Raw genomic sequence first — 22,464 nt, forward strand, 5'->3', positions numbered from 1 at the left:
CCATGCCCAAGATCCTCGGCCGTGAGCCGGCCCTGTGGCTCGGTCTCGTCGCGGTTCTCGTCAAGGCCGGCGCCGCGTTCGGCTTGCACGTCACGCCGGACCAGCAGGCGCTCATCAACGCCCTGGCCGCAGCGCTGGTCGGTGCGATCGTGGCGTACACCGTCCACGACGGGGCCGCCGCCGCGATACTCGGCCTCGTCCAGGCGGCCATCGCCCTTGCGGTCGGCTATGGCCTGGACTGGACGGCCGACCAGCAGGCTGTGGCGATGTCGCTGGTGGCCGCCGCGGTGGCGATGTGGACCCGGACGCAGGTGACCGCCCCGGTGCCCGCGCCCGCCCAACTGCCGCCGGTCCCGCCCGTCCCGCCGATCGGGACCGCGGGGTGACGAGCCCGGCCCCGGACGCCGGGGTGTACATCAGCCCGGCTCAGACGCACGCGGAGGTGAGGCGGATCGCTGACGGCCAGATCAGGATGGAGGCGAAGCTGGACGCCATCCTCGGCGACCAGCGCGAGCACCGCGAGACGATCGCTGACCACGAGTCCCGGATCCGCCGCCTGGAGGCCGGCCGTTGGCCGCTGCCGACGATCGGCGCGATCGGGGGCATTGTCGGGGCGGCCGCCGCCGTGTACGCCATGGTCCATCCCTGAACACCGCGCCCTCGCTCAGCTCTCCCGGTGGGAGGGCAGGGCGGGGGCGCTTTGTTGCGCAAACGATCTCCGATGCTTGCCATCAGTCGCTACAGTGGCGCATCTCACGGATCTGCTCCTAGCGGGTGATCGACTTGTTCGCGCTCATGACGGCCATGGGGTATGGAGGTACAGTCATTACTGAACTTAGCCGCGATGACTGCCCGGACTGTGGACGCGTCTACTACGAGCGAGGGGCCTGTCACATGATCGAAGCAGCGGTGTGCCCAGACGGCGCCCTGGCCGATCAGTGGCTGGCCAAACTCGAGGGGTCGAGGAAGGCGCGGGACCGTGACCAGCTCGCCGACATCGCGATCGTGTTCGAGCGCTTCGCGCACCGCGGCAAGCTCGAGATCCCCCGCGAGCTAAACGAACTTGTCGACGGCTTGCGCGAGATCAAGGTCGGGACGCACCGGTTCCCCTTCTTCCACCTCGCTGGCAGCCCTGCTGCCGCGATCCGGCTCACACATGGGTTCATGAAGCGGCAACTCTTCACGGAACGGGCAAACCTCGACAAGGCCAAGTGGGTCAGACGGAAGGATCTGGAGTCATGACCACCCTTTACGACCGGCTGGCCCGCACTGACGACGGCGCCAAACGTCTGGCGGTGTCCCGTCTCCGGCACGAAGCCCTTCGTGCTCTTCACATGGCCCTCGACGCTGCCGGCATCACCCAAGTCGAGCTCGCCAAGCGGCTCCGTATTCGCAAGTCCGCCGTCAGCCAGGTCTTGCGCGGGGACGGAAACCTGCGGGTCAAGACCATCGCCGAGTACCTGCACGCCATGGGGTACGAGCTGGACATTCGCCTGGTGGACGCAGGCGAACCCCGCCGCGCGATGGTTGAGAACCGTGAGGTGATCCCTGCATTCCCGTCGACCGTCACGCCTGAGACTCCTCAGCACACGGAGGAAACGGAAAAGGCTGACGCACTCTTTATGTTTGATGGCGGAGAACGGCACGTGGTGGTGGACCTCACGACCTGGCATAAAACAGGGGCCGTGGAATCAACCTACTTCGAGGGATCAATGCACACGTTCCCGAAGATCGCGCCACCTGCTGCGTTCAAACCCATCGACCCTAAGGCTGCAACTACCCCATGACCGACCACGCGACGGCTCGCCCCGAAGACCTACTGGAGCTGGAACGGCGGGCGACGCTTGTCCATGTTGCAGCTCAGGAGTTGTACGCAGTGCGCGCGGCCCCTGTACTGCCCACGGGCTTTGGGTTCTCGTTGGCACCAGCCCTCGCCTTGGGTGAGGGCTGGGCTGACTATCAGCTGGCTGCAGAGTGCAAGTTCCACGACGAGCACGGTTCCGAGACTGCGCACATCCGGGTAGTCGTTGCTGGCCGGTACACCGTGAGCGAGGGGCGAAGCCTCCCTGAAGTCACCTACCACTCGTTTGGCCAGGGCCGAGCAATGATCGACTTGTTTCCATATGTCAGGCAAGGTCTCCAGGACTTGGCTACACGGATAGGGATTCCTGGCTTCGTTCTGGGCCATGTGCACAGCGACGGCAACATCACACTGTTGGATGGTGAGCCGGGCACTCCGAATTAGCCTGGCCGCCCCCGCCCTCCTTCAGGAGGGCGGGGGCGCTTCGTCATGTCCGCGGGCCGGGCAGGTCCATGTCGGCGGCGGCGAGCGGCCGCAGCGTTTCAGGCTCGTACCTGACCCAGGCCCATTGCCAGCCCGGTTGGGAGTCGGGACCCCAGCGGACGTGGGCTACCCATTGGCCGTTGGGTGGCCGGCGCCATTCGGTGAGGAGGCCGAGCCGCCAGTCGCCCATGATCCGGATGGCGACGATTTGCCAGGCCTGTCGGACCTCGATGATGGGGAGTGCCATTTGGGCGGGGTCGGCGGGTGGGGCGTCGCCGGGGTGGTGCTGGCGTGGCTGGTGGTACTGCACACGACCAGTATCGCTCACGCGTTCGAATCTGACCGTGCGGGGCGGCCTGGTCGTACGGTGGAGACATGACCGATCCGGCGACGATGGTGTGCGAGGGCTGCGGGCAGGTGCGCCCGTGGACGCCCTATGGGCGGTGCAGCTGGGCTTGCTACGACGTGCCGCGGGCGACGCGGGAGGAGATGCGAGCGGCCGAACGCGCCGCCCCGGAGGCTTTCGCCTTCTTCATGGGGCTACAGCCCGGTGACCGGATCGACGACGAGTGATCACGGCGTGTCGCCGGTCCACCGCCAGACGCCGCCCTCGTCGGGCCGGTACCAGGAGCGGCCACCGGGCCCGTAGGCGGAGTGGGGGCTGGTGAGCGCGGTCCCGGGGTCGGGGTCGGCCACGTCCACGACGGTGCGGTACCCGTCGAGCGGGCCCCGTGCAGCTCCACTGTCTGCCAGGTCTCCATGCGCCCCATGATGCCGCAGGTCAGGCTGCGGTCGTCTCGCCGTCGAGCGCCTTCTTCGCAGCCTGCAGACTGGCCTGCCAGGCGGTGTAGTGACCGCCGGCTTGCCGGACCTCGTCCCAGTAGGGGAGGTCGTGCAGGGCGGCGGCCGCGGCCAGGTAGGACGCGCGTGCGGCCTCCATGTCGCCCCCGGTCTCCCGCGCCTCGGTCATCGCACGCTCGGCCCGGAGGGCTTCGACGTGGAGGGTCAGCAGGTCAACAGGGATCTCGATGTCGGACATGGCGCCATCGTACGACCCGGCTCGAACGGACTGACGGCGATATCGCCGAGGTCCGGAAGGTGCCGACAGGACGTCCTCTCCTCGCTAGGCTGCAGACATGACGATCAAGGCTGTCGTGTTCGACGTCGGGGAATGCCTGGTTGATGAGACCCGGGAGTACGGCACCTGGGCTGACTGGCTGGGGGTGCCGCGGCACACGTTCGTGGCCCAGTTCGGCGCGGTGATCGCCCAGGGCCGCGACTACCGCGAGGTGTTCCAGGTCTTCCAGCCCGGCTTCGACCTGTATGAGGAGCGCGAGAAGCGGGCGGCTGCCGGCCAGCCGGAGCACTTCGGCGAGGACGACCTCTACCCCGACGTCCGGCCCGCGTTCGCTCAGCTCCGGACGGACGGCCTGTGGCTGGCTATTGCCGGGAACCAGACGGTTCGCGCTGGCGGGATCCTCCGCGAGCTGTTCACTGCGGATGTCGACCTGATCGGCACCTCGGACGACTGGGGCGCCAGCAAGCCCGACTCGCTCTTCTTCGAGCGCGTCGCCGAGGTGACGCCGGCGGACGTCAGCGAGATCCTCTACGTCGGTGACCGGCTCGACAACGACGTGCTCCCGGCCCGGGCGGCGGGGATGCAGACAGCGCTCATCCGGCGTGGGCCGTGGGGCTGGATCCAGCAGCACGACCCGGCCGCCGCCGAGGCCACATTCCGCATCGATTCCCTGACGGAACTGCCGGAACTGATCGCCAAGTTCAACGCTGGAGAGAGCTGAGCGTCGCCGACCAGGAGTAGAGGCGGTCGTCCACGCGCCGGACGGCCGCCGAATCCTGCCACGGGTTAAGCGCCCGCCGGGCGTCCCTCACGCGCTCCATCCCGGTGGCATACCAAGTCACCGCGAGTTGGTCGAGGGCCGCCTCGAGCAAGGCGCATGCAGCTTCCGGGTTCCTGGCTGCGGCTTCGACAGCGGCCAGATCGGCGAGGACGACGGTTCTCTGCTTCCCGTCGGTGTTGGGCAGGTCTGCGAGCGTCTGCTCCAGGGTGGTTCGGGCTTGAGGGAGGAGTCCGGCGATCAGCTCGGTGTTGCCGCGAAAGGCGTGCAGTCGGGTTGCGGAGAACCAGGTGAACCAGTCGGGCGAGACGACGGAGTTGCTTCCCTCGGCGAGCACGTCTTCGGCGTGGCGAAGGAGGGCGAGCGCGCCTCGGTGGTCACCGCAGCGGGTGAGGCACTCGGCCTCGACCGCGTCGAGCCACGCGAGCATCTCCACGGAGGTCGGTGCCCGACGGGCGTAGGTGCGGGCGGCCTGGATGCGTTCGCGGGCGGTGTCCATGCGGCCGTCCCAGCCGGGCACGAAGGCACTGTGGGCGAGGATCGCGGCACCGAGCAGGTGGTCGTCGGCCTCGCCGGCGGCCTGGAGGGCGCGGACGAATGTGGTGTCGGCCGCAGTCGGTTGACGCAGGTCGAAGAACTCGATGCGCCCGAGCAGCAGTAGCGATTCCGCGAGGGCTGCGGCCAGGATGCGGCGGGCTACGCCGGACGTCTCGCCGAGTAGGGCCGTGCCCAAGCCTGCGTGTTCGGCGACGGCCCGGTGGAGGGCGGCGGGGGCCACGGAGAGATAGAGCCGACGGTGGGCCTCGGTGACTATGGCATAGTCGGCGCCCACCGTTCCCGGCTGGGTGCCGGAGTGACCATACGGCCGGGGTAGCGCGCCGCGTAGTGCGGTGGGTACCGCGGCTGCTGCCGCCGCCGTCGCTCGGGCAAGTGTGGCGGGATGGGCCCGGTTCCACGGGGCGCGAAATCCTAGATCCTCGACGGGCTGGTGGAGGACGTGGATGAGGAGCCGCTGGTAGTCCTCGCCTGGCCACGGCGGGGTGTCGGACTCCCAGCGGCGGACCTGTCGGACGCTGACGTCGATGCCGCTCATGCCGAGTTGGCGGGCCGCATTCGTGAGCGCGTCGGCAAGGGCCTGCTGCGTGGCATAGCCGGCGGCCTGGCGGGCCGCCTTGAGCGCGGTGTTGGGCACGGTGTCCTCCGCACGAGCCGATGATGAGCCAACATTACGTCTCGGCGGTCGCTTAGGGGACCCGCAGGGCATATGACGGAGACTCACGTCCTCTGGACGTCCTCTCGATGTCCTCTTTGAGACCTTCAGGACGTCCGCTCGAGGGACGACGATTCCCCCATGACGGTCGACATGACGGTGCTGGTCGAGTACCGGCCCCCCGAGGGCGAGCCCCGGCAGATCAGGGTGACTGGCGAGCAGTTGCACGGACGAACGTGCGTCATCGGCGCGGAGTGCGCGGGCGGCGAACTGGTCGACGCTGGCCACGTCTACACCTCCACCAGCGCCGGTCAACGCGTATACGGCTGGCCCGTGGTGGCCCATCGCGCCTGTCTTGCGGACGCGTCGTGACCGCCGAGCTCGTGAACATCGACCCGCGCGGCCGCCGCCGGCGAACCCGCACGGACTCCCAGGAACACGTTGCCGCGACGACGGCCCGCATGCGACTGGACGAGCATCGCAGCGACGGTGGCCGGTGTGTGCGGTGCGACACCCCGTGGCCCTGCGCGGTCGCGACGGACGCACTGAACGAACCCTTCCATGACGCCGCAGGAGGACGAGGGCATGAGGATCGATGACACCCTGACTGTCGCTGTGGACGGCCACCTGAAGCGGGTCACCAAGCCCACACTGGAGGCCCTGGACGTTCTGTGGCAGGCGGTCCTCCAGCTGCCGATTGGCGAGTATCAGAGCCGGTACATGCACCGCCTGCTGGGGGGCGGCAGCACACTGGCCGTCGAGCAGTTGCTCGACGGCGAAGGTGCGGTCGAGATGCCGCTGGACCTTGGCTCCGATGGCACCACGACCATCCGCATCTGGCGGGGCGCCAGCCTCACCCGCGCACAGCGCGCTGTCGCCAGGTACGCCGTCGAGCAGCTGCCCCCGGGACCCCGTGGTGGACGCTCGTGGGCGATCCGCGATGCCGAGACCGGGGACCTGGTCCAGGACGACGAGGGCACCGTACGTACGTTCCCCATGGAAGCGAGCGCTGAGGAGTGGCGTCGGCGTCAGGGGTACCTCGCTGGCTACCGGGGTCTGCCCGGGTCTGGGGCGGCCCGGTGAGCATCGCGACCGATCAGTACATCCCGAAACTGCGGACGCCCCACGACGGCTGTGAGGAGTGCGCCGAGCTGGCATCAGCGCACGCCACGGCCGAGCAGGCGTACGACCGTTCAGGTGCCGTCGACGTCCGAGTCAGGATGCGCCGCCATCAGGTTGCGATGCACCGGACAGCGTGAATCTCTGCCGTCGGCGCATCGTGCGCGCCACGATGGTGGGTCCCACTTCCGACTCGGAGAGGACGACATGAGCGGTGTTGTCCCGTTTGACCGTCAAGGCCGTTGGCCTGGCCGTCGCCGGGGAGCTGCGGCTCCGACGGAGCAGAAACGCCACCCCCAGTTCCCGCCGCCGGACACGGTCCTGGCGGCACTAGAGAAGGAGGACGAGATGCACGACGACGGACAGAACCCGGCGTCGGGAGGTTCCGGGGGTATCGGCGGCCCGAAGGCGCCGCCCGCTGGCCCGTCCAACCCGCCGCCGCCGAACCCGCCGCCGACCGAGTAACGGCGGCGCCTGGCCGGCCGTACGGCGGTACGGCCGGCCATTACCCGTAGAACAGCCGCCACGTCTCGACGCCGAGCGCGCGTGCAATCGCGACGAGGTCATCGAGACCGGGCGGCGTTCTGCCGATCTCGTAGTTGCTGATCGACTGCCGATCGCGGTGGATCATCTGGCCGAGGCGTTCTTGGCTGATGCCCTGTTGACGGCGCAGGAACCTGATCCGGTCGCCGACCTCGCGCCGTTCCCGCAGCTGACGGGCATCTGGCTGGCGTTGTGGTGGGGTCGGCACGCATTGACCGTCGCCCGATCAAGATCAAATGTCTGCATACCAAAGTCCCCACTTGTTCGATTTTGCGTTCGCTATGATTGGTACATGCAACCGGGGGGACCGAACCGGGAGCACACGCTGAACACCTACACCCTCGCCATCGAGGGCCTGATCGAGCCGGCCACGGGCATCACCCTGGCAGACGCCGTCGCAACCCTGCGATCGCTACTCTCAGAGCTGCCCCTCAGCAGGGAGAACGCCGAGGCCTTCGACCACTTTCTCCGCGACCCCGATTGGGCTGCCGACTACATCCACCGCGACGGCCGACTCGAGCTCGACTTCCAAGCGGCTGGCCGCACCTTCAACGCGATCATCGCGCCGGACAGCACTCTCAATCAGAACTGATCCAGGTGCGTGCCGTACCAGTACATGAGCTGGGTGTTCGAACGCGATCCGGTGGCCTCCCTCAGTTCGGCCAGCCGGTTTGCCACCGTTCGCTTGGAGATGTGCAGTTCCTCTCCGATCTCCTCCCACTCAAGGCCCCGCCCGAGCCCGTCGAGGATCGCTTTCTGCAGTGACGTGAGCGAGACACCCTTGTTGGTGCCATCCCACGGGTCCGCTCGTGCCCAGTCCCGCTCAAATGCGGCAACGAGCATCTGTACGACGGTCTCATCCGTGATGAAGACGGCGCGATCGACTTCCACCGGATCTGGCTCGCCGCGGGTCAGGACCGACGTGACGGCGAGCCGACGATCAATGATGATCATTCGGCTGAACCGGCGCGACGTTCGAATCTGCGCCCCTCGCTCGGTCACGGTCCGCGCCCATCGTGCAGTGGGCTCGTCGAAGCGAACCGATGGCAGGTAGATGGTCCGAAGCGTAAGCCCTCGCTCGAGTGCTGCCATGTCCTGTACATAGGAGGCGGCCAGGACGTGCGCCGGCCTCGGACCTGACGCCTGGGCGCTAATCAGCTCATCGTCCGCCCCGCGGACGGCCGCCGCGATGCGCTCGTTGATGGCCTGGGTGCCGCTGACGTATTCGACGGGAGCCACCTTGGGGCGCGCCCGCCGGTAGGCATCGCTCAGATCGCGCAGCTGGTTGGGAACGGACTGAGCTTCCGCCAGAAGCTGCCCTGCCATTGTCTGAAGGGACGTCTGCCACTGGTGGACGACCACGTCGACATCGACCGGCTCCCAGCTCCCTGACTCGGCGTTGCGTTCTACTAGGTGCGACTGGATGAGCAGTTGCAGGGCGGCGCCTTCCTCGGGCTGCGCTCCGCCGAGCATCTGCAGGTAGAGCTCCTTGGATGCACTTGTGAGCAAAAGCCGACCATCATCAGTGTCCGGTTTGACAGTATTTGACACGCCATCCCCCAAAGGCCCAAATGCACTTGAGTGCACGTTTTCGAGACTATCGCGTGAACGCTTGATTCAAAGCCGAACCAACTAGAACATTGGCTTCTGGGGCTTTCACCCCTGACACAACCCACACCACAGGCCGCCGAGCAACAGCGAAAGGGGTGTTAGCCATGCCCAAGTACAAGACGCGCGCGACCATCGCCGGATTCCTGGCTGTCGTTGGTCTTGCAGTAGGCATCGGCCTCACGGCGGGGGCGCCCGTCGAGGGGCGTCCGGCTACCGTCGCGGACACGATCTGGGGCGCTGTTCCGCCGGAGCCCCCCGTGCCCACTACCACCGCGAGTGCTGCGAGCACCGTCGCCCTCGACGACACGATCTGGGGCTGACAGTCAGGGCCGGCCGCGTGACGGCGGCCGGCCCGACCTTCTGCACCCTTCCCGCAGTGCCCGCGTCCATCGGGCGCTGGGGGCAAGGGGGCCTAAGAGCTGGGGCGGGCAGGGGCCCGAGCATGCTCGGAATCCTATCCATCCCTATGTCGACGTTTACACCCTCCGATTGACGGAGTGACGCGACGGGCTCAGGCCAAACATGCCGAGGCAGGACTGACCCCCCTCACCCTCGGCATGACAGCGCCCCCACGCCGCTTCGGCGGCTGGGGGCGCTTCGCGTGTGCCCAGCAGCCTGACCTGCCACTTTCTCATGATCGTTTGGGGGAATTTTAGGAGGATCGCCCCTGTGTCGAGAGTGTGGTGAACCAGTTCGAGACTGTAGGGAGACTGCCGAAACGACTGCGGCCCAGAACGGGATCATGCTCCTGACCTGGGCCGCAGCCTGCGTTTCAGCTGTTCACGAGGTGGGCGCGGACGGTTTCGAACCGCCGACATCTGCTTTGTAAGAGCAGCGCTCTACCACTGAGCTACGCGCCCCCGGTCGCGGGCCGACCAGGCGCACGACGAGTGCCTAGGGTACCTGGTCCCGGGGGGTGGTGGGGTGCGGCGGGCCGGGGTGGGGTGGGGGGAGGGTGCGGCCGGGGTGGGGCGGTGGGTGGGGAAAGGCGGAGGCCCGGGGTGCCCGTGGGGCGGGTGGATCGGGGAGAATGGGCGCGGATCAGCGGGTTGGCGGGTGTTTCGGAGCAGGGAGCGCGCAGTGGCGGTGGCCGGCGGGAGCGGGCGGCGGGGGCGGCGTCGGGTGGCGGGGGCCGTCGGGGACGCGCTGGTGTTGCCGGTGGTGCTGGCGGGCGCGGTGGGGGCGGTCGCGCTGGCGTCGGCCGGCAGCGGCGGTTGGTGGGGCCGGCGTGGCGGTGAGGGAGTGCGGGCGGAGGCCAAGGAGGCCCGGGCCGCGGCGCAGGAGGCGTTCTACGAGCTGGAGGAGACGCAGCGCGAGGTGACGCTCGCGGTGGAGACCGTGCGCGCTGCCGAGGAGGACGGGGCGGCGCAGCGGGCGCTGGCCGAGCTGTCGGCGATCTCCGGCCGGGTGGAGCAGGTGACTGTGAACTACCTGGCCGCCCTGGACGCCGAGAACCTCGACAGCGAGAGCCTGGACGCCGGCTCCGCCTCCCGGGCCCGGCGTCAGCTGGAGGACGTGAAGGGCCAGCTGGGCGCCGCCCGCGCCGAGCTGAACGACTTCTTGCGGCGCCTGCAGCCGACCCTCGAGCACGCCGAGCAGCAGTTGATGCGCGTCACCCCGGCCGTCGAGCAGGCCAAGCGCGCGTTGTTGCAGGCCACCACCACCCTGGACGAGGTGCGTGGCGCCGGTCTGCGGGCGGACGATCTGGCGGCCCGGCTGGCCGAGCTGGCCCCGGAGCTGGCGCGGCTGAACGAGGGGCCGGCCCGGCACGGCGTGGCCGCCACGCTGCGCCGCGCCGAGGAGGTGCGCCGACGCGCCGAGGCGATCAGCGCCGACGCCGCGCAGCTGCCGGAGCGTGCCCGGGAGCTCGACCGGCGGGTGTCCAGCCTGCGGACCCGCATCCAGGCGCTGGAGACCAAGGCCGCGACGGTGGAGCCCGCGCTGAGCGAGCTTCGCCGCCGGTTCAGCACGGCCTGCTGGCAGGACCTCCAGCGGGTGCCCGAGCAGGTCGCCGAGACCGGTCGCGCCGCCGGGCAGAAGCTCGCCGAGGCCGCGCGGGCCCGGGACGAGCAGCGCTGGGCGGACGCCACGGCCGCGATCGGTACGGTGCGGGCGCTGTTGGAGACGGCGGACGGTTCGGTGCTCGCCGTGAACGACCGGCTGCGGCAGCTGAACGAGGTGCAGCACGACCCCAACCGGGAGATCGAGCGGGCCCGCTTCGCCCTTCGGGACGCGCAGCGCCTGGCGATGGTCGGCCGCAGTGCGCCGGACCCGCGGCACGCCGCCCCGTTGGACCAGGCGGTGGCCCGGCTGGACCAGGCGGTGGCGACGCTCCAGACGGCCGGTCGGCACCCGGACTACTGGCACTTCCTGACCGAGCTGGCGGCGGTACGGGACACGGCCGCCCAGGTGATCGGCATGATCCGCGGCGATCTCGGCCACCGGTAGCGGCAGCGTCCCCAGCCGGTACGTTCCCCAGCACGTCCCCCACCCGTGCCCCGTGCCCCCGGCCGCGCGGCCCATTGGTACTCATCGGTACTCCGCCTCGGTACGCTGCCGGTATGCCACGCTACGACTTCCGCTGCCGCTCCTGCGGCGCCACGTTCGAGCTCCGCCGTCCGATGGCGCAGGCCAACGACCCCGCCGTCTGCCCGCAGGGGCACCAGGACACCGTGAAGCTGCTGTCCACCGTCGCCGTGACCGGCGCCGCCGGCTCGGCCGGCTCCGCGCCGCAGCGGGCCTCCGGGGGCGGCTGCTGCGGCGGCGGTTGCTGCGGCTAGCCGCACGAGCGGCCACCGCCGTCCACGACGCGACGGCTGCGACTGCGACTGCGACTTGCCGCTGCGGCCGTGGTCAGTCCGCCACGACGGCCGCCGCGGTCACCGAGGCGGCCGCCAGGAACCGGCGGACGATCTCCTCCCCCGCCGCCACCCCGGTCTCGGTCAGGGCGGTGACGCCGGGGGCCGTCCACCCGCTGTCGGCCAGTTCGCCGTGGCCCGGCCGCCAGGCGGCGTGCGCAGCAAGCAGCAGGTCGGCGTCGAGCAGCGAGTCGCCGGCGGCGAGGACGGTGCTCGCGCCGCTGCGCCGGACGGCCTCGGCGAGGGCGGCGCTCTTGCGCAGCGGCTCCGGCACCGCGTACACCTTGCGCCCCTGGAGCGAGACCCGCCAGCCGCGTTCGCCGCACCAGCCGGCCAGCTCGGCGAGCCAGCCGTCCGGCAGGCCGTCCCGGTCGACCACCAGGTAGGCGAACAGCCCGTCGGCGACCCGCCGTTTGCGCGTCCATTCCGGGTCGGCGGACAGCGCGAGCTGCCGGACCACCTCGTCCAGCGGCGCCGCACCGGCCGCGATCCGCGCGGTGATCTCGCGGCGCCAGTCCTGGTCGGCTTCGCCGTCAACCAGCAGCTGCCCGCCGTTCGCGCAGATCGCGTAACCCGGCGTCGGGCCGGGCAGGTTGACCCGCCGGTACTGCTCGACGGTCCTGGTGGTGGCGGGGACGAAGGCGGCCGCCCGGGCGAGTTCGACGAGCAGCGAGGCCGCCCGTTCGGTCAGGAAGGAGAGCGGCCGCCCGTCCAGCACCTCGACGCAGAGCAGCCGCGGCGCCAGCCGGTCGGGGCCGGCCAGGGCCAGGGCCCGGTCGGAGTAGATGAGCGTGCGGTCGAGGTCGCTGGCGACCAGCACGTCGGCCAGGCCCCCCATCAGGACTCCTTCCCCGTCACGGCCAGGCCGCTCGCCCCGGTCGCGCCCCGACTGTAGCGGGGGTGGATCAGGCCGACGCAGGTGTACGGCAGTGCGTCCACCTCCTCGACGGCGACGCCGCGTTGGGCCGCGAGCAGCCGTACGTGGTCGAGGTCGGCACCGGCGCCGCGCCGGGCGAGCACCCGCCAGGGGACGCGGCGCAGCAGCACCCGGGTGGTCTCGCCGACGCCGGGCTTCACGAGGTTGACGTCGTCGATCCCGTACTCCGCGCTGATCCGCTCCACCGCGGTCCAGCCGGCCCAGTCGGGCGCGCGGTCCGGGTCGGCGGCCAGCCGCCCGGCTTCCTCGACGGCGCGCGTGCGGACCGAGGCGAAGCAGGACGCCACGGTGTCCAGGAAGGCCGCCGACACGTCGCCGCCGGCCAGCTCGGCGTAGTACTTGGCCCCGTGGAAGTCCGCCGGCCCGATCAGCCCGGCGCGCAGCACGGTGCGCGAAACGAGGCCGGAGACCGTGGAGTTGAGGCAGGCGGACGGGATCAGGAAGTCGTCCCGGGTGCCGTACGTCCGCACGCAGCGGCCCGGGTCGGCGAGCACCGCGAGGTCCGGGTCGAAGCCGGTGCCGGCCAGCGCGTCGGCGAGTTCGCGGGTGATCGCGCCCTTGCCGGTCCAGCCGTCGACGAACACCACGTCCGCCGCCCGGTGGTGGGCCGCCAGGTAGCGCAGGGCGACCGGGTCGATGCCCCGGCCGCGGACGATCGACACCGCGTAGTGCGGGACGGTGAGGTCGTGGGCGAAGGCGAGCCAGCGGCGGATCAGGATGCCGACCGGTGTCCCGGCCCGGGCCAGCGAGGCGAGCACCAGGCCGGGCCCGCGTTCGCGCAGCAGCGTCTCGGCGACGGTGCCGACGGCGAGTGCGATCCGGCCGGCGGAGCCGCGCAGCGCCTGGTGGAACAGTTCCTGGTACTCGGGGCTGGGCTGGTACTCGACCGGCAGCGACTCGGCGTAGTGGGCGCCGCCGTTCTGGACGGCCTCCTCGCGCTCCTCGGTGGGAACTTCGAGCGGGACCTCGGAGAGGTCCTTGAGCAGCCAGGCCACTTCCTCGGGACGGTACGAGGAGAACCCCGGCCCGTACAACGGCGACGGCAGCGATGACGGCAGCGACGGCAACGACGGCGACGGCAGCGGCGACGACGGAGCCGAAGGCGCCGGCCGGTGCGAGGGCAGCACCGCGAGCACCACCCGGTCGGTGACCTGCCGCAACTGCCCCAGCAGCGCGCGCTCCCCCCGGTGCAGCGCCGGGGTGTCGGCGACGTCGTCCACCACCAGGACCACCGCGTCGAACCGCCGGGACGGATCCGCGCCGGGCGCGACGTTGTACGCGTACCGCTCCCGGGAGGCGTCGTCCTTCGGGTCGTCGTGGGCGGGGAAGGTCAGCCGGGTGCGGATGGCGTAGCCGGGGTCGTCCACGGCGAGGACGGGCGAGCGGGTGGTGGTGGAGTACCGGACGCGGTCGCCGCCGAGCCGCTCGGCGAGCGTGTCGGCCAGCCGCAGCGGCGCGTACATCAGCTCCTCGCAGCCGAGCACCAGCACGCGTTCCGCCGAGTCGGGCAGGGCCTCGGCCAACTGCCCGGCCAGCGTGGGGAGTACGGCGTCGAGCCGGGTGCGGTCGCGGACGGTGAAGCCGTGCCGGCCGCCGTCCGGAAGCCCGGCGGGCCAGTCCAGCTCGACCCGGACCAGCGGGGCGGGGGCCGCCACCGGTGGCGGCTCGGCCGGGGACGCCGAGGCGATCAGCCGCTCGGCCCGTTGGACGATGTCGCCGGGCAGTTCTACGGCGCCGCTCGCGGTGGCCACCACGTCCAGCCGGACGCCGAGTTCGGCGGCGGCCTCGGCGAGCCGGGCCCGGTCGCCGGGCGAGCGCAGGTCGACGAGGGTGACCAGGACGTAGTGGTCGCGCGGGTAGCGGGTGTGCAGTTCGCGGATGGTGTTGAGGACCGTCCGGCCGGTCGAGAGCTCGTCGTCCACCAGCACCAACGGCCCGCCGCTGCTGAGGAGCCGGGGGTCGGCGGGGAGCAGCAGGTGGCCGGTGACGTGCGAATGCTCCTCCTCGAAGCCGCCGAGCGGGGCGATCCCGGGGACGGGCCGGCGGGTGGAGTGCAGGCAGGGGGCTTCGAGGCCGTCGGCGACGCTGTGGCCGAGGCCGGTGGCGGTCTCCGCGTAGCCGAGCACGACGGCCCGGGCGGCCGCCTCGGCGCCGAGCAGTTCCCCGACCCGGCGGCCGAGTTCGAGGCCGGCGCCGTGCACCACGGCGGGCCGCTGGGGGACGTGCTTGCCGAGCACGCTGGAGACCAGCAGGTGCGCGCGTCGGGGGTTGCCGGACCGCAGGGCCAGGCCGACGAGTTCGGGGAGGTGCTCCGATCCGGTGAGCGCCACCCCGGCGCGGTCGGCGACCCAGCGCCCGGTCCACGTCTCTTCCGCTGTCGTCACTGCCGGCCCCGCCTTCGCTGGTGCTCATGGTGCTCATGGTGCTCGTGGTGCTCGTGGTGCTCGTCTGATGGTGTTCGTCGGTTCACGTGCTCGGTCCTCATCCCGCGGGCTCCCGCGCTCAGCCGCACAGGCAGGCGGACAGCAGCTCCGCGAAGCTCACGTCCTCCCGCGCCACGCCGAACACCTCCGCCCGCAGCAGCACCCGCTCCGCCCAGGCGCGGTGGGGCCGGGCCTCGTTCATCTTGTTGGTGTACGCCGAGCGCAGTACTCCGCCGCCGTCCTGCTCCTGGCGGAGGATGTCCCGGGCGTCGCAGTACTCCTCGTGCGTGACCACGGAGAGCGCGTGCACCGCCGGGACGTGGCTGGGGTGGATGCAGGTCTTGCCCAGCAGGCCGTTGGCCCGGTCGAGTTCGATCTCGCGGATCAGCCCGTCCAGGTCGTGTTCGATGATCCGGCGCCGGACCTCCTCCCCGGACGCACCGGCCGTCCCGCCGGTGGCGGTGAACGGGGTGCGGCGCAGCTGTGGCTTGAACATCCGCTCCTGCACCGGGAAGTACTCCCAGACCGGGCCGGTCACGGTGTACCCGGTGCCGTTCGCCCGGCCGAGGACGTTGACCACGTCGCCGATCACCGAGGACACCAGCGCCACGTCGTACGCGGTGAGGTCGGGCGAGCGGCGCAGCCCGTACGCGGAGCACAGGTCGGTGACCCCGAGCCGGACGGCGAGCACCCGTTCGCGGTGCCCGGCGAGCAGGTCGGCGAGGCGGTGGAGCTGTTCCCGCCTGGTCTCCAGGTGGGCGAGTTCGGGCGACTCGAGGACGGGCATGGCGAACAGCCGTCGCCCGGTGGCGGCCTCGGCGGCGGCGAGCGCGGCCAGGTAGGCGCCGCCGGTCGCGGGGGTGAACTTGGGCAGCACGAAGCCGCTGAGCAGCGCGACGGCCGGGCCGAGCCGCTCGGCCAGGTCGAGGATCTGGGCGGCGGCGCGAACCCTGATGAAGAGCAGTGGGTGATCCTGTGCGCAGTCGGTGAAATCCTGGACCAGGTCAGTCAGCTGCTCGACCAGGTTCCGCTCCCCGGCATCCACCTCGTGGTCGGCGATCGCGTCCTCCAGGCACAGCACCATCGACACCACGCCCCGGGCGGCCTGCTTGCGGATGCCCGCGGCCAGTGCGGGCCTGGTGGCGGGGCTGTAGAGCGTGCCGCCGAGGGCGGTGGCGAGCACCGCGGGCTCGCAGTCCGCGCTGAAGCTCCGCGGCTGCTCCAGGAACAGCCGGGCGCGGACGTCGTGGGCGAGGTGGCCGAAATGGCGCAAGGTGCTCTCCTCGGGGGTGGACGGCCACCGGCCAGCCGTTCTACCTGGACGTTTCACCTGGAGGCACCGCCGGCGGACTCCCCTCCGCCGGACCCCAGGGGCCTATCGAACGCCCATCGTACGGACGGTTTCCAGCCGTTCCCGGTTCCCCGTCACTGAACTCCCGGAACATCCCGGAGCATCGGCGTCCGCTTGAACGGTCACCGGATGAGCACTGGGCGAGCACCGTATGAGCACCCCGTCCTCACCATCCGTCCGCCCGGAGGCCCCGCCGCAGGACACCGACGGGCGAGGGCAAACCTCCGGCCGGCACAAGTCTTGGCAAAGTCCGCCCCCACCGCGACGGTCTCCGTCACGTTGTCCGAAGGGGTGGCGAACAGGCAGGATGGTCCGCTATGACGCACGTGATGGCCAAGGGCGCCAACCTCGCACTGCCGGCGGCGGCGGTCCGCGCCGTGCTGCGCTGGAGCGCCACGCCCGGTGCGCCGGACGTGGACGCGTCCGCGCTGCTGCTCGGCACCGACGGCAGGGTCCGCTCGGACGCCGACTTCGTCTTCTACAACCAGCCGCGCCACCCCTCCGGACTGGTCCGCCACCTGCCCAAGCAGCACACCGCCGGCGGCGCCGAGATCATCGACACCGTCGAGGTCGAGCTGGCCAAGCTGCCCGCCGACGTGGACCGGGTGGTGCTGGCCGGCTCCTCCGAGGGCGGGCCGTTCCGCGCCGTCCCCGGACTGCGGCTGCTGCTGTTCGACGCCACGACGGGTGAAGGCGCGCAACCAGTCGCGGAGTTCGCGATCGCCGACGGCGAGAACGTCACCGCGATGGTCGCGGGCGAGCTCTACCGGCGCAACGGCGCCTGGAAGTTCCGGGCGGTCGGCCAGGGCTACACGTCCGGGCTGATCGGCCTGGCCACCGACTTCGGCATCACCGTGGAGGACGAGGCGGAGGCCACCGCGCCCGAGCCGGCCCAGGGCCCGGCGTCCACCGCCGGCGGCCCGGCGGGCGCGGTCGATCCGCGCGTCACCCCGCTGCCGGAGCAGCGCCACGCGCCCCGGCCCGAGCCGGGCACCTTCACCCTGTCCCCGGCCGTCCCGACCGGCCGGCCGCAGCCACCCGCGCAGCCCCCGGTCGCCCCTGCGACACCGGCCACTCCGGCGCCGGCCACCCCCGCACCGGCCGCGAGCGGCCCGGCCACCCCATCTCCCGCCGTGCCGCCGTCACCGTCGACCCCGCCGCCGCCCACGGCCCCGCCGGCCGTGACACCCCTGCCGGCCACCCCGCCCACCGCGCTGCCGAACGTCCCGCCGGCCCCGTCCGCGCCGCCGGGCCCCCAGCCGGGCACCGGCTACGGCTACCCGCACCAGCCCGCCCCGCCGCAACCCGGCACCGGCTACGGCTACCCCCAGCACCAGCCCGCGTCCGGCTACGGCTACCCGCAGCCCGCCCAGCCGTACCCGCCCGCGCCGCCGGCTCCCCAGCCGGGCACCGGCTACGGCTACCCGCATCAGCCCGCCCCGCCGCAACCCGGCACCGGCTACGGCTACCCCCAGCACCAGCCCGGCACCGGCCAGCAGCCGCCCGTACCGGCGCAGCCCCCGGCACCGGCCGCCGAGGAGTTCGCCCTCCCGCCGCAGGGCCCGCAGTTCCAGCCGCGCTGAGGGCCGCCTTCGACACCCGCCCCTGACGGCGGGGCCGCAGACCCGGCGCCCCGCCCCGGCGGGGCTGCAGACCGCACGGCCCCGCCGGGGCGGGCAGGGCTCAGTCCCCGCCCGCCGTCTGGTTCTTGTACCCCCGCTGCCACTGCATCCCGAACCCGTACAGCCGGTCGATGTCCGCCTGGAACCCGTTCACGTACCGCACCTCGCGGCGCACCGTCAGCTGGTTGTCCCCCGCGTTCTCGATCAGCACCACCGCACAGGAGCGCGCCGCCCGGGCCCGCTCGTCGAGCTTGATCTCGATCCGCGGCCCGGTCTGCGGCACGATCGTTATCACCGCGTGGGTCTGCTCGAAGGCGGGGGTGCCGTCGTAGATGTAGACGAAGATCAGCAGCCGCTTGAACTTGTCCTTCTTCTCCAGGTTGACGTACATCGTCTCGCCGGACGGCGCCCCGTACTGGTCGTCGCCGCTGAGCTTGATGAACGGCGGCTCCCGCAGGTCGCCGAAGAGGCCGCCGAGCGGCTGCACCACGCCCCGGGTGCCATCGGAGAGTTCGTACATGCAGGCCAGGTCGAGGTCGACGTTCAGCGGCTCGTTGCCCCCGGGCGAGTCCGGCTCCAGCGGGCGCAGGATCCGCGGGCTGAAGAAGCGCTTGAGGGTGTCCCGGGTGCTCGGCCGGACGGCGCCCGAGCGCATGGTCCAGTGCAGGTTGACGTAGAGGTAGCCGGTGGTGGCGGCGGAGCCGGTGATGGCGTGCTGCGGCGCCGACTTGGTGAGTATGACCTTGTGCTGCCCGTCCGGGTTGTCGAAGGTGTAGCTCCGGTCCCCGCGCAGGTACTCCCAGATCGAGACCATCCCGCCCTCTCCCCCTGCCTCGGTCCGGCGATCTGACGATCCGCCGGGTCGCTGTGGTCCGCCGGCTCGGCGCTCCGCCGGTCCATGATCGGGCATCGCCCCGGCCGACCGATACCCGAACTCCCCACTCCCCTACCCCGCAAGGCGGTCCGCGCCCACCCGCGACCCCGACCGGTGGGTCGATTGGCCCGAGGAAGCCGCCCTCCCGTAACATGCCGCCCCTTCGGACGCGATATCGTCTAGCCGCACAGGTGTCCCGTCCGCCCCTGCGCGGGCACGGTCGGCACTCCGTGCGGAGACGAACGAATCGTCAGTCAGTGTCCGCACCAAGGGACCTGACCACCTGTGTCGCACTGTGAACCTGTCCCCTGCGGAAACCCGAGGCCCGACCCGCAATGAACCTGACCTCCATACAGTTGGTCTGGACCGTCGTCGGCGGCGCAGCCCTGCTGTTCATCGCCATCATGATGGCGACGCTGCGCTTCAAGAGCTCGAAGAAGGACGAGGCGGCCGACTCCTGGGAGCGCAGCGAGGAGCGCCGCCGCCGCAAGGAGATGATCTACGGGATCTCCTCGTACACCCTGCTGTTCTGCTGTGCCGGTGTCGCCGCCGCGCTGTCCTTCCACGGCCTGGTGGGCTTCGGCACCGAGAACCTCGGCCTCTCCGGCGGCTGGGAGTACCTCGTCCCGTTCGGCCTGGACGGCGCCGCGATGTTCTGCTCGGTGCTCGCCGTGCGCGAGGCCAGCCACGGTGACGCCGCGCTCGGCTCCCGCCTGCTGGTCTGGGTGTTCGCGATCGCCTCGGCCTGGTTCAACTGGGTGCACGCCCCGCGCGGCTTCGGCCACGCCGGCGCCCCCCAGTTCTTCTCCGGCATGTCGATCTCGGCGGCGATCCTGTTCGACCGCGCGCTCAAGCAGACCCGCAAGGCGGCGCTGCGCGAGCAGGGTCTCGTGCCGCGTCCGCTGCCGCAGATCCGCATCGTCCGCTGGCTGCGCGCCCCGCGCGAGACCTACGCGGCCTGGTCGCTGATGCTGCTGGAGAACGTCCGCAGCCTGGACGAGGCGGTCGAGGAGGTGCGCGAGGAGCGTCAGGCCAAGCTGGACGCCAAGGTCCGCGCCCGCACCGCCGACCGCCGCGAGCGGGCCGAGCTGAAGGCCATCTCCCGCCAGGGCGGCATGCTGGCCCGGGCCCGCGGCGGGCGTCAGGTGCCCGCGCTCACGGCGGCCGGAGACGGCCCGAGCGCTACGGAGCCTGCCCTAGCCGCCAGGGACGACAGCGCCACCTCCGCCACGGGCACCTCCTCGGACCGGTTCGCCGCCGACCCGTTCGAACCGGCCGCCCTGGAGGCCGGCCGCCGCCCGCGGGCCGCGGTCAGCTCCTCCTACTCCTCCGCGTACTCCTCGACGAGCTCCTCGGCGTACTCCTCGACGAGCAGCGACTCCTCCTCCGCGTACTCCTCGGCGTACTCGTCCGCGGCCGGAGGCTCCGCCGCGCCCCGGCACGGCTCGACCGTCGACCTGACCGCCGACGACGACACCCTGTCGATGCCGAAGCTGGACTCGCTGGAGCGCAAGCTGCGCGCCATCGAGCAGCAGCTCGGCTGACCCGGCCCGGCGCTGCCTCCCGCCGCGACGCGGGCGGCAGCGCGGGGCGGCGGCGCCGGACACCGAACCGCCCGCCACGCAACCGCCCGCCCCAGCCCCAGCCCCACAACGCGAACGGCCGCCCCCGGAACCCCGGAGGCGGCCGTCACGCGTGCCCGGCACGCTACTTGCTGCCGACCAGTTCCCGTTCGTCCTCCGCGTCCGCACGCCGGTTGCGGACGATGGACGAGGCCAGCGCCAGCCCGATGAAGGCGACGCCGATCAGGCCGGTGACGATCTCCGGGATGTGGTACTTGATCCCGACCATCAGGATCACCGCCAGCGCGCCGATCGCGTAGTGCGCGCCGTGCTCGAGGTAGACGTAGTCGTCCAGGGTGCCCTTGCGGACCAGGAAGACGGTCAGCGAGCGGATGTACATCGCGCCGATGCCGAGGCCCAGGGTGATCTGGAAGATGTCGCTGGAGATGGCGAACGCGCCGACCACGCCGTCGAAGGAGAACGACGCGTCCAGCACTTCGAGGTAGAGGAAGAGGAAGAACGCGGCCTTGCCGGCCACCTGGACGACCGACTTGCCGGCCTTCTCGGCCTCCTCCTCGCGTTCGGCCTCCTCTTCCAGCCCCGATTCGAAGATCGAGGAGAGGCCGTTGACGGCGAGGTAGGTGATCAGACCGAGCACACCGGCCAGCAGAACGGTTTCGGCGTGCTCCGCGGCGAAGAAGCGGGAGGCCAGCACCAGCGCGACCAGGGCGACGAGGCTGGACAGGGCGTCCAGCTTGCCGACCTTCTCCAGCGGGCGCTCCAGCCAGCTCAGCCAGTTGTGCTCCTTCTCCTCGAACACGAAGTCCAGGAAGATCATCAGCAGGAAGACGCCGCCGAAGGCTGCGATGGCCGGGTTCGCCGCCTCCAGGTACTGGCCGTAGGTGAGGCCGTTGTGGGTCTGGTCGGAGTGCAGCGCGAGGTCGATCACCGTCGCCGGGTTGAGCTTCGCGGTCAGGCCGACGACCAGCAGCGGGAAGATCAGGCGCATGCCGAAGACGGCGATCAGCACACCGACCGTCAGGAAGATCTTCTGCCAGTACGGGTTCATCCGCTTCAGCACCGTGGCGTTGACCACCGCGTTGTCGAAGGAGAGGGAGATCTCCAGGATGGAGAGGATCAGCACGATGCCGAAGCCTTGGGCTCCCCAGAGCAGTCCGGCCGCGACCAGGCCGATGGCGGTGATCGCGAACGACCAGCCGAATGTGCGGATGAACACGGGAGTTGGCTACCTTTCGGGTTTCTGGCCGTGCCGGGGGCGGCCTCTCCCGAGACGCCCGACCGGGCCGGAGCCCGGTCAGGTCACCCCCGCACTGCCCTCTGTTCTCATGATCGTTGGTCGGGTGCGATAAGTCCGGTTTATTCCCTCACTGTACGTTGACGCCGAAGTCGAGCGCGATCCCGCGCAGGCCCGAGGCGTAGCCCTGGCCCACCGCGCGGAACTTCCACTCGCCCGCGTACCGGTACAGCTCGCCGAAGATCATCGCGGTCTCGCTGGACGCGTCCTCGGACAGGTCGTAGCGCGCGATCTCCTCGCCGTCGAGGGAGTTGACGACCCGGATGTAGGCGTTGCGGACCTGGCCGAAGTTCTGCAGCCGGGCCTCGGCGTCGTAGATCGAGACCGCGAAGACCACCTTGTCCGCCTGGGCCGGGACCAGCTCCAGGTTGACCAGGATCAGCTCGTCGTCACCCGTGTCGTCGCCGCCCACGAGGTTGTCGCCCTGGTGCTCCACCGAGCCCTCGGGGCTCTTGAGGTTGTTGTAGAAGACGAAGTACTCGTCACCGAGCACCCGCCCGCCACCGCAGAGCAGGGCGCTCGCGTCGAGGTCGAACGGTGCGCCCGTGGTCGAACGGGCGGACCAGCCGAGGCCGATCTGGACCTGCGTCAGGTTCGGCGCAGCCTTGGTGAGCGAGACGTTCCCACCCTTGGCGAGCGTGACCACCATGCTGTTCTTCCTCCCTTGCTTCTCCCGGGGCGCGCCATACAGGTGTAGTCCCCCGCGGCCCCGGCCGGCCCGGTTCGGCCGGCTGAACTTCCTGAACTCACATCCTCGCAGCGCGACGGACGGGGACGAAGCCGGGGGGGGGGGGGGGGGGGGGGGGGGGGGGGGGGGGGGGGGGGGGGGGGGGGGGGGGGGGGGGGGGGGGGGGAGGGGGGGGGAGGGGGAGGGGGGGGGGGGGGAGGGCGAAATGAGG

General features: G+C 71.1%; 26 protein-coding genes and 1 tRNA gene. 14 read left to right on the forward strand and 13 right to left on the reverse strand.

The annotated features are described in order from the left end of the window. Positions 1 to 2 precede the first annotated feature (2 nt). The 4 genes from ACZ4WV_RS05575 to ACZ4WV_RS05590 all read left to right on the forward strand — a co-directional run bounded on the left by ACZ4WV_RS05575 (position 3) and on the right by ACZ4WV_RS05590 (position 1,787). Positions 3 to 386: a hypothetical protein gene (locus ACZ4WV_RS05575; RefSeq protein ID WP_465743084.1), complete on the forward strand. Its 384-nt coding sequence runs from the start codon at positions 3 to 5 to the stop codon at positions 384 to 386. A gap of 56 nt (positions 387 to 442) precedes the next feature. Further along, the gene (locus tag ACZ4WV_RS05580) at positions 443 to 649 is read left to right on the forward strand and encodes a hypothetical protein (protein ID WP_465743086.1); all 207 of its coding nucleotides are present in this window, start codon (positions 443 to 445) and stop codon (positions 647 to 649) included. A 245-nt stretch (positions 650 to 894) separates the two neighbouring features. Then, complete coding sequence (locus ACZ4WV_RS05585) at positions 895 to 1,242, forward strand: hypothetical protein (RefSeq protein WP_465743088.1); 348 nt, start codon at positions 895 to 897, stop codon at positions 1,240 to 1,242. Beyond that, positions 1,239 to 1,787 carry a helix-turn-helix domain-containing protein gene (locus ACZ4WV_RS05590; RefSeq protein ID WP_465743090.1) on the forward strand — a complete coding sequence of 183 codons (549 nt, stop codon included), beginning with the start codon at positions 1,239 to 1,241 and terminating at the stop codon, positions 1,785 to 1,787. The genes ACZ4WV_RS05585 and ACZ4WV_RS05590 overlap by 4 nt, the downstream gene beginning before the upstream one ends. A 501-nt stretch (positions 1,788 to 2,288) precedes the next feature. Here ACZ4WV_RS05590 and ACZ4WV_RS05595 read toward each other — a convergent pair. After that, a complete protein-coding gene (locus ACZ4WV_RS05595; RefSeq protein ID WP_465743092.1) occupies positions 2,289 to 2,594 on the reverse strand; it encodes a hypothetical protein in 306 nt (101 codons plus the stop codon). Positions 2,595 to 2,659: 65 nt separating this feature from the next. On the opposite strand from ACZ4WV_RS05595, the gene ACZ4WV_RS05600 reads away from it, so the two are divergent. Beyond that, positions 2,660 to 2,857: a hypothetical protein gene (locus tag ACZ4WV_RS05600; RefSeq protein WP_465743094.1), complete on the forward strand. Its 198-nt coding sequence runs from the start codon at positions 2,660 to 2,662 to the stop codon at positions 2,855 to 2,857. Here the strand turns inward: ACZ4WV_RS05600 and ACZ4WV_RS05605 are convergent, their stop codons facing one another. Continuing rightward, the gene (locus ACZ4WV_RS05605) at positions 2,858 to 2,980 is read right to left on the reverse strand and encodes a hypothetical protein (RefSeq protein WP_465743096.1); all 123 of its coding nucleotides are present in this window, start codon (positions 2,978 to 2,980) and stop codon (positions 2,858 to 2,860) included. It lies immediately after the preceding gene. Between the two features lie 85 nt (positions 2,981 to 3,065). Continuing rightward, positions 3,066 to 3,323: a hypothetical protein gene (locus ACZ4WV_RS05610; RefSeq protein ID WP_465743098.1), complete on the reverse strand. Its 258-nt coding sequence runs from the start codon at positions 3,321 to 3,323 to the stop codon at positions 3,066 to 3,068. 97 nt (positions 3,324 to 3,420) lie between these two features. Between ACZ4WV_RS05610 and ACZ4WV_RS05615 the strand changes: the two genes are divergently transcribed. Next, entirely contained in the window at positions 3,421 to 4,083 is a 663-nt protein-coding gene (locus tag ACZ4WV_RS05615; RefSeq protein WP_465743100.1) for an HAD family hydrolase, read from the forward strand. Here the strand turns inward: ACZ4WV_RS05615 and ACZ4WV_RS05620 are convergent. After that, complete coding sequence (locus ACZ4WV_RS05620; protein ID WP_465743102.1) at positions 4,064 to 5,332, reverse strand: transcriptional regulator; 1,269 nt, start codon at positions 5,330 to 5,332, stop codon at positions 4,064 to 4,066. The two genes, ACZ4WV_RS05615 and ACZ4WV_RS05620, sit on opposite strands and share 20 nt — an antisense overlap. A 159-nt stretch (positions 5,333 to 5,491) precedes the next feature. Here ACZ4WV_RS05620 and ACZ4WV_RS05625 point away from each other — a divergent pair, with 159 nt between their 5' ends. After that, positions 5,492 to 5,722: a hypothetical protein gene (locus ACZ4WV_RS05625; protein ID WP_465743104.1), complete on the forward strand. Its 231-nt coding sequence runs from the start codon at positions 5,492 to 5,494 to the stop codon at positions 5,720 to 5,722. A gap of 189 nt (positions 5,723 to 5,911) precedes the next feature. Next, positions 5,912 to 6,433, forward strand: coding sequence for a hypothetical protein (locus ACZ4WV_RS05630; RefSeq protein ID WP_465743106.1), 522 nt, complete (start codon positions 5,912 to 5,914; stop codon positions 6,431 to 6,433). A gap of 541 nt (positions 6,434 to 6,974) precedes the next feature. On the opposite strand, the gene ACZ4WV_RS05635 is transcribed toward ACZ4WV_RS05630, so the two are convergent. After that, a complete protein-coding gene (locus tag ACZ4WV_RS05635; RefSeq protein WP_465743108.1) occupies positions 6,975 to 7,220 on the reverse strand; it encodes a helix-turn-helix domain-containing protein in 246 nt (81 codons plus the stop codon). Between the two features lie 84 nt (positions 7,221 to 7,304). On the opposite strand from ACZ4WV_RS05635, the gene ACZ4WV_RS05640 reads away from it, so the two are divergent. After that, entirely contained in the window at positions 7,305 to 7,604 is a 300-nt protein-coding gene (locus tag ACZ4WV_RS05640; RefSeq protein WP_465743110.1) for a hypothetical protein, read from the forward strand. Here ACZ4WV_RS05640 and ACZ4WV_RS05645 read toward each other — a convergent pair. Continuing rightward, positions 7,595 to 8,485: a hypothetical protein gene (locus tag ACZ4WV_RS05645; protein WP_465743112.1), complete on the reverse strand. Its 891-nt coding sequence runs from the start codon at positions 8,483 to 8,485 to the stop codon at positions 7,595 to 7,597. The two genes, ACZ4WV_RS05640 and ACZ4WV_RS05645, sit on opposite strands and share 10 nt — an antisense overlap. A gap of 242 nt (positions 8,486 to 8,727) precedes the next feature. Here ACZ4WV_RS05645 and ACZ4WV_RS05650 point away from each other — a divergent pair, with 242 nt between their 5' ends. Next, positions 8,728 to 8,943 carry a hypothetical protein gene (locus ACZ4WV_RS05650; protein WP_465743114.1) on the forward strand — a complete coding sequence of 72 codons (216 nt, stop codon included), beginning with the start codon at positions 8,728 to 8,730 and terminating at the stop codon, positions 8,941 to 8,943. Between the two features lie 468 nt (positions 8,944 to 9,411). Here ACZ4WV_RS05650 and ACZ4WV_RS05655 read toward each other — a convergent pair. Next, a tRNA-Val gene (locus tag ACZ4WV_RS05655) sits at positions 9,412 to 9,483 on the reverse strand. A gap of 262 nt (positions 9,484 to 9,745) precedes the next feature. On the opposite strand from ACZ4WV_RS05655, the gene ACZ4WV_RS05660 reads away from it, so the two are divergent. Together ACZ4WV_RS05660 and ACZ4WV_RS05665 are read left to right on the forward strand one after the other, a co-directional pair. Continuing rightward, complete coding sequence (locus ACZ4WV_RS05660; RefSeq protein ID WP_465743116.1) at positions 9,746 to 11,071, forward strand: hypothetical protein; 1,326 nt, start codon at positions 9,746 to 9,748, stop codon at positions 11,069 to 11,071. 113 nt (positions 11,072 to 11,184) lie between these two features. After that, positions 11,185 to 11,403, forward strand: a complete 219-nt coding sequence (locus ACZ4WV_RS05665) for an FmdB family zinc ribbon protein (protein ID WP_465743118.1) — start codon at positions 11,185 to 11,187, stop codon at positions 11,401 to 11,403. Positions 11,404 to 11,476: 73 nt separating this feature from the next. Here ACZ4WV_RS05665 and ACZ4WV_RS05670 read toward each other — a convergent pair whose 3' ends face one another. The 3 genes from ACZ4WV_RS05670 to ACZ4WV_RS05680 all read right to left on the reverse strand — a co-directional run bounded on the left by ACZ4WV_RS05670 (position 11,477) and on the right by ACZ4WV_RS05680 (position 16,114). Continuing rightward, positions 11,477 to 12,319, reverse strand: a complete 843-nt coding sequence (locus ACZ4WV_RS05670) for an HAD family hydrolase (RefSeq protein ID WP_465743120.1) — start codon at positions 12,317 to 12,319, stop codon at positions 11,477 to 11,479. Continuing rightward, complete coding sequence (locus ACZ4WV_RS05675; protein WP_465743122.1) at positions 12,319 to 14,802, reverse strand: phosphoribosyltransferase; 2,484 nt, start codon at positions 14,800 to 14,802, stop codon at positions 12,319 to 12,321. The genes ACZ4WV_RS05670 and ACZ4WV_RS05675 overlap by 1 nt, the downstream gene beginning before the upstream one ends. Before the next feature lie 118 nt (positions 14,803 to 14,920). Next, the gene (locus ACZ4WV_RS05680; protein WP_465743123.1) at positions 14,921 to 16,114 is read right to left on the reverse strand and encodes an HpcH/HpaI aldolase/citrate lyase family protein; all 1,194 of its coding nucleotides are present in this window, start codon (positions 16,112 to 16,114) and stop codon (positions 14,921 to 14,923) included. A 395-nt stretch (positions 16,115 to 16,509) separates the two neighbouring features. Between ACZ4WV_RS05680 and ACZ4WV_RS05685 the strand changes: the two genes are divergently transcribed. Further along, entirely contained in the window at positions 16,510 to 17,775 is a 1,266-nt protein-coding gene (locus tag ACZ4WV_RS05685; RefSeq protein ID WP_465743125.1) for a TerD family protein, read from the forward strand. Positions 17,776 to 17,875: 100 nt separating this feature from the next. On the opposite strand, the gene ACZ4WV_RS05690 is transcribed toward ACZ4WV_RS05685, so the two are convergent. Continuing rightward, positions 17,876 to 18,628 carry a Tellurium resistance gene (locus ACZ4WV_RS05690; RefSeq protein WP_465743127.1) on the reverse strand — a complete coding sequence of 251 codons (753 nt, stop codon included), beginning with the start codon at positions 18,626 to 18,628 and terminating at the stop codon, positions 17,876 to 17,878. 395 nt (positions 18,629 to 19,023) lie between these two features. On the opposite strand from ACZ4WV_RS05690, the gene ACZ4WV_RS05695 reads away from it, so the two are divergent. Further along, positions 19,024 to 20,232: a DUF2637 domain-containing protein gene (locus ACZ4WV_RS05695; RefSeq protein ID WP_465743129.1), complete on the forward strand. Its 1,209-nt coding sequence runs from the start codon at positions 19,024 to 19,026 to the stop codon at positions 20,230 to 20,232. 163 nt (positions 20,233 to 20,395) lie between these two features. Here the strand turns inward: ACZ4WV_RS05695 and ACZ4WV_RS05700 are convergent, their stop codons facing one another. Both ACZ4WV_RS05700 and ACZ4WV_RS05705 read right to left on the reverse strand, forming a co-directional pair. After that, a complete protein-coding gene (locus ACZ4WV_RS05700; RefSeq protein WP_465743131.1) occupies positions 20,396 to 21,487 on the reverse strand; it encodes a DUF475 domain-containing protein in 1,092 nt (363 codons plus the stop codon). Between the two features lie 148 nt (positions 21,488 to 21,635). Further along, the gene (locus ACZ4WV_RS05705) at positions 21,636 to 22,214 is read right to left on the reverse strand and encodes a TerD family protein (protein WP_465743133.1); all 579 of its coding nucleotides are present in this window, start codon (positions 22,212 to 22,214) and stop codon (positions 21,636 to 21,638) included. Between the last annotated feature and the right edge of the window lie 250 nt (positions 22,215 to 22,464).

The organism is Kitasatospora sp. NPDC029312 (assembly GCF_055569215.1).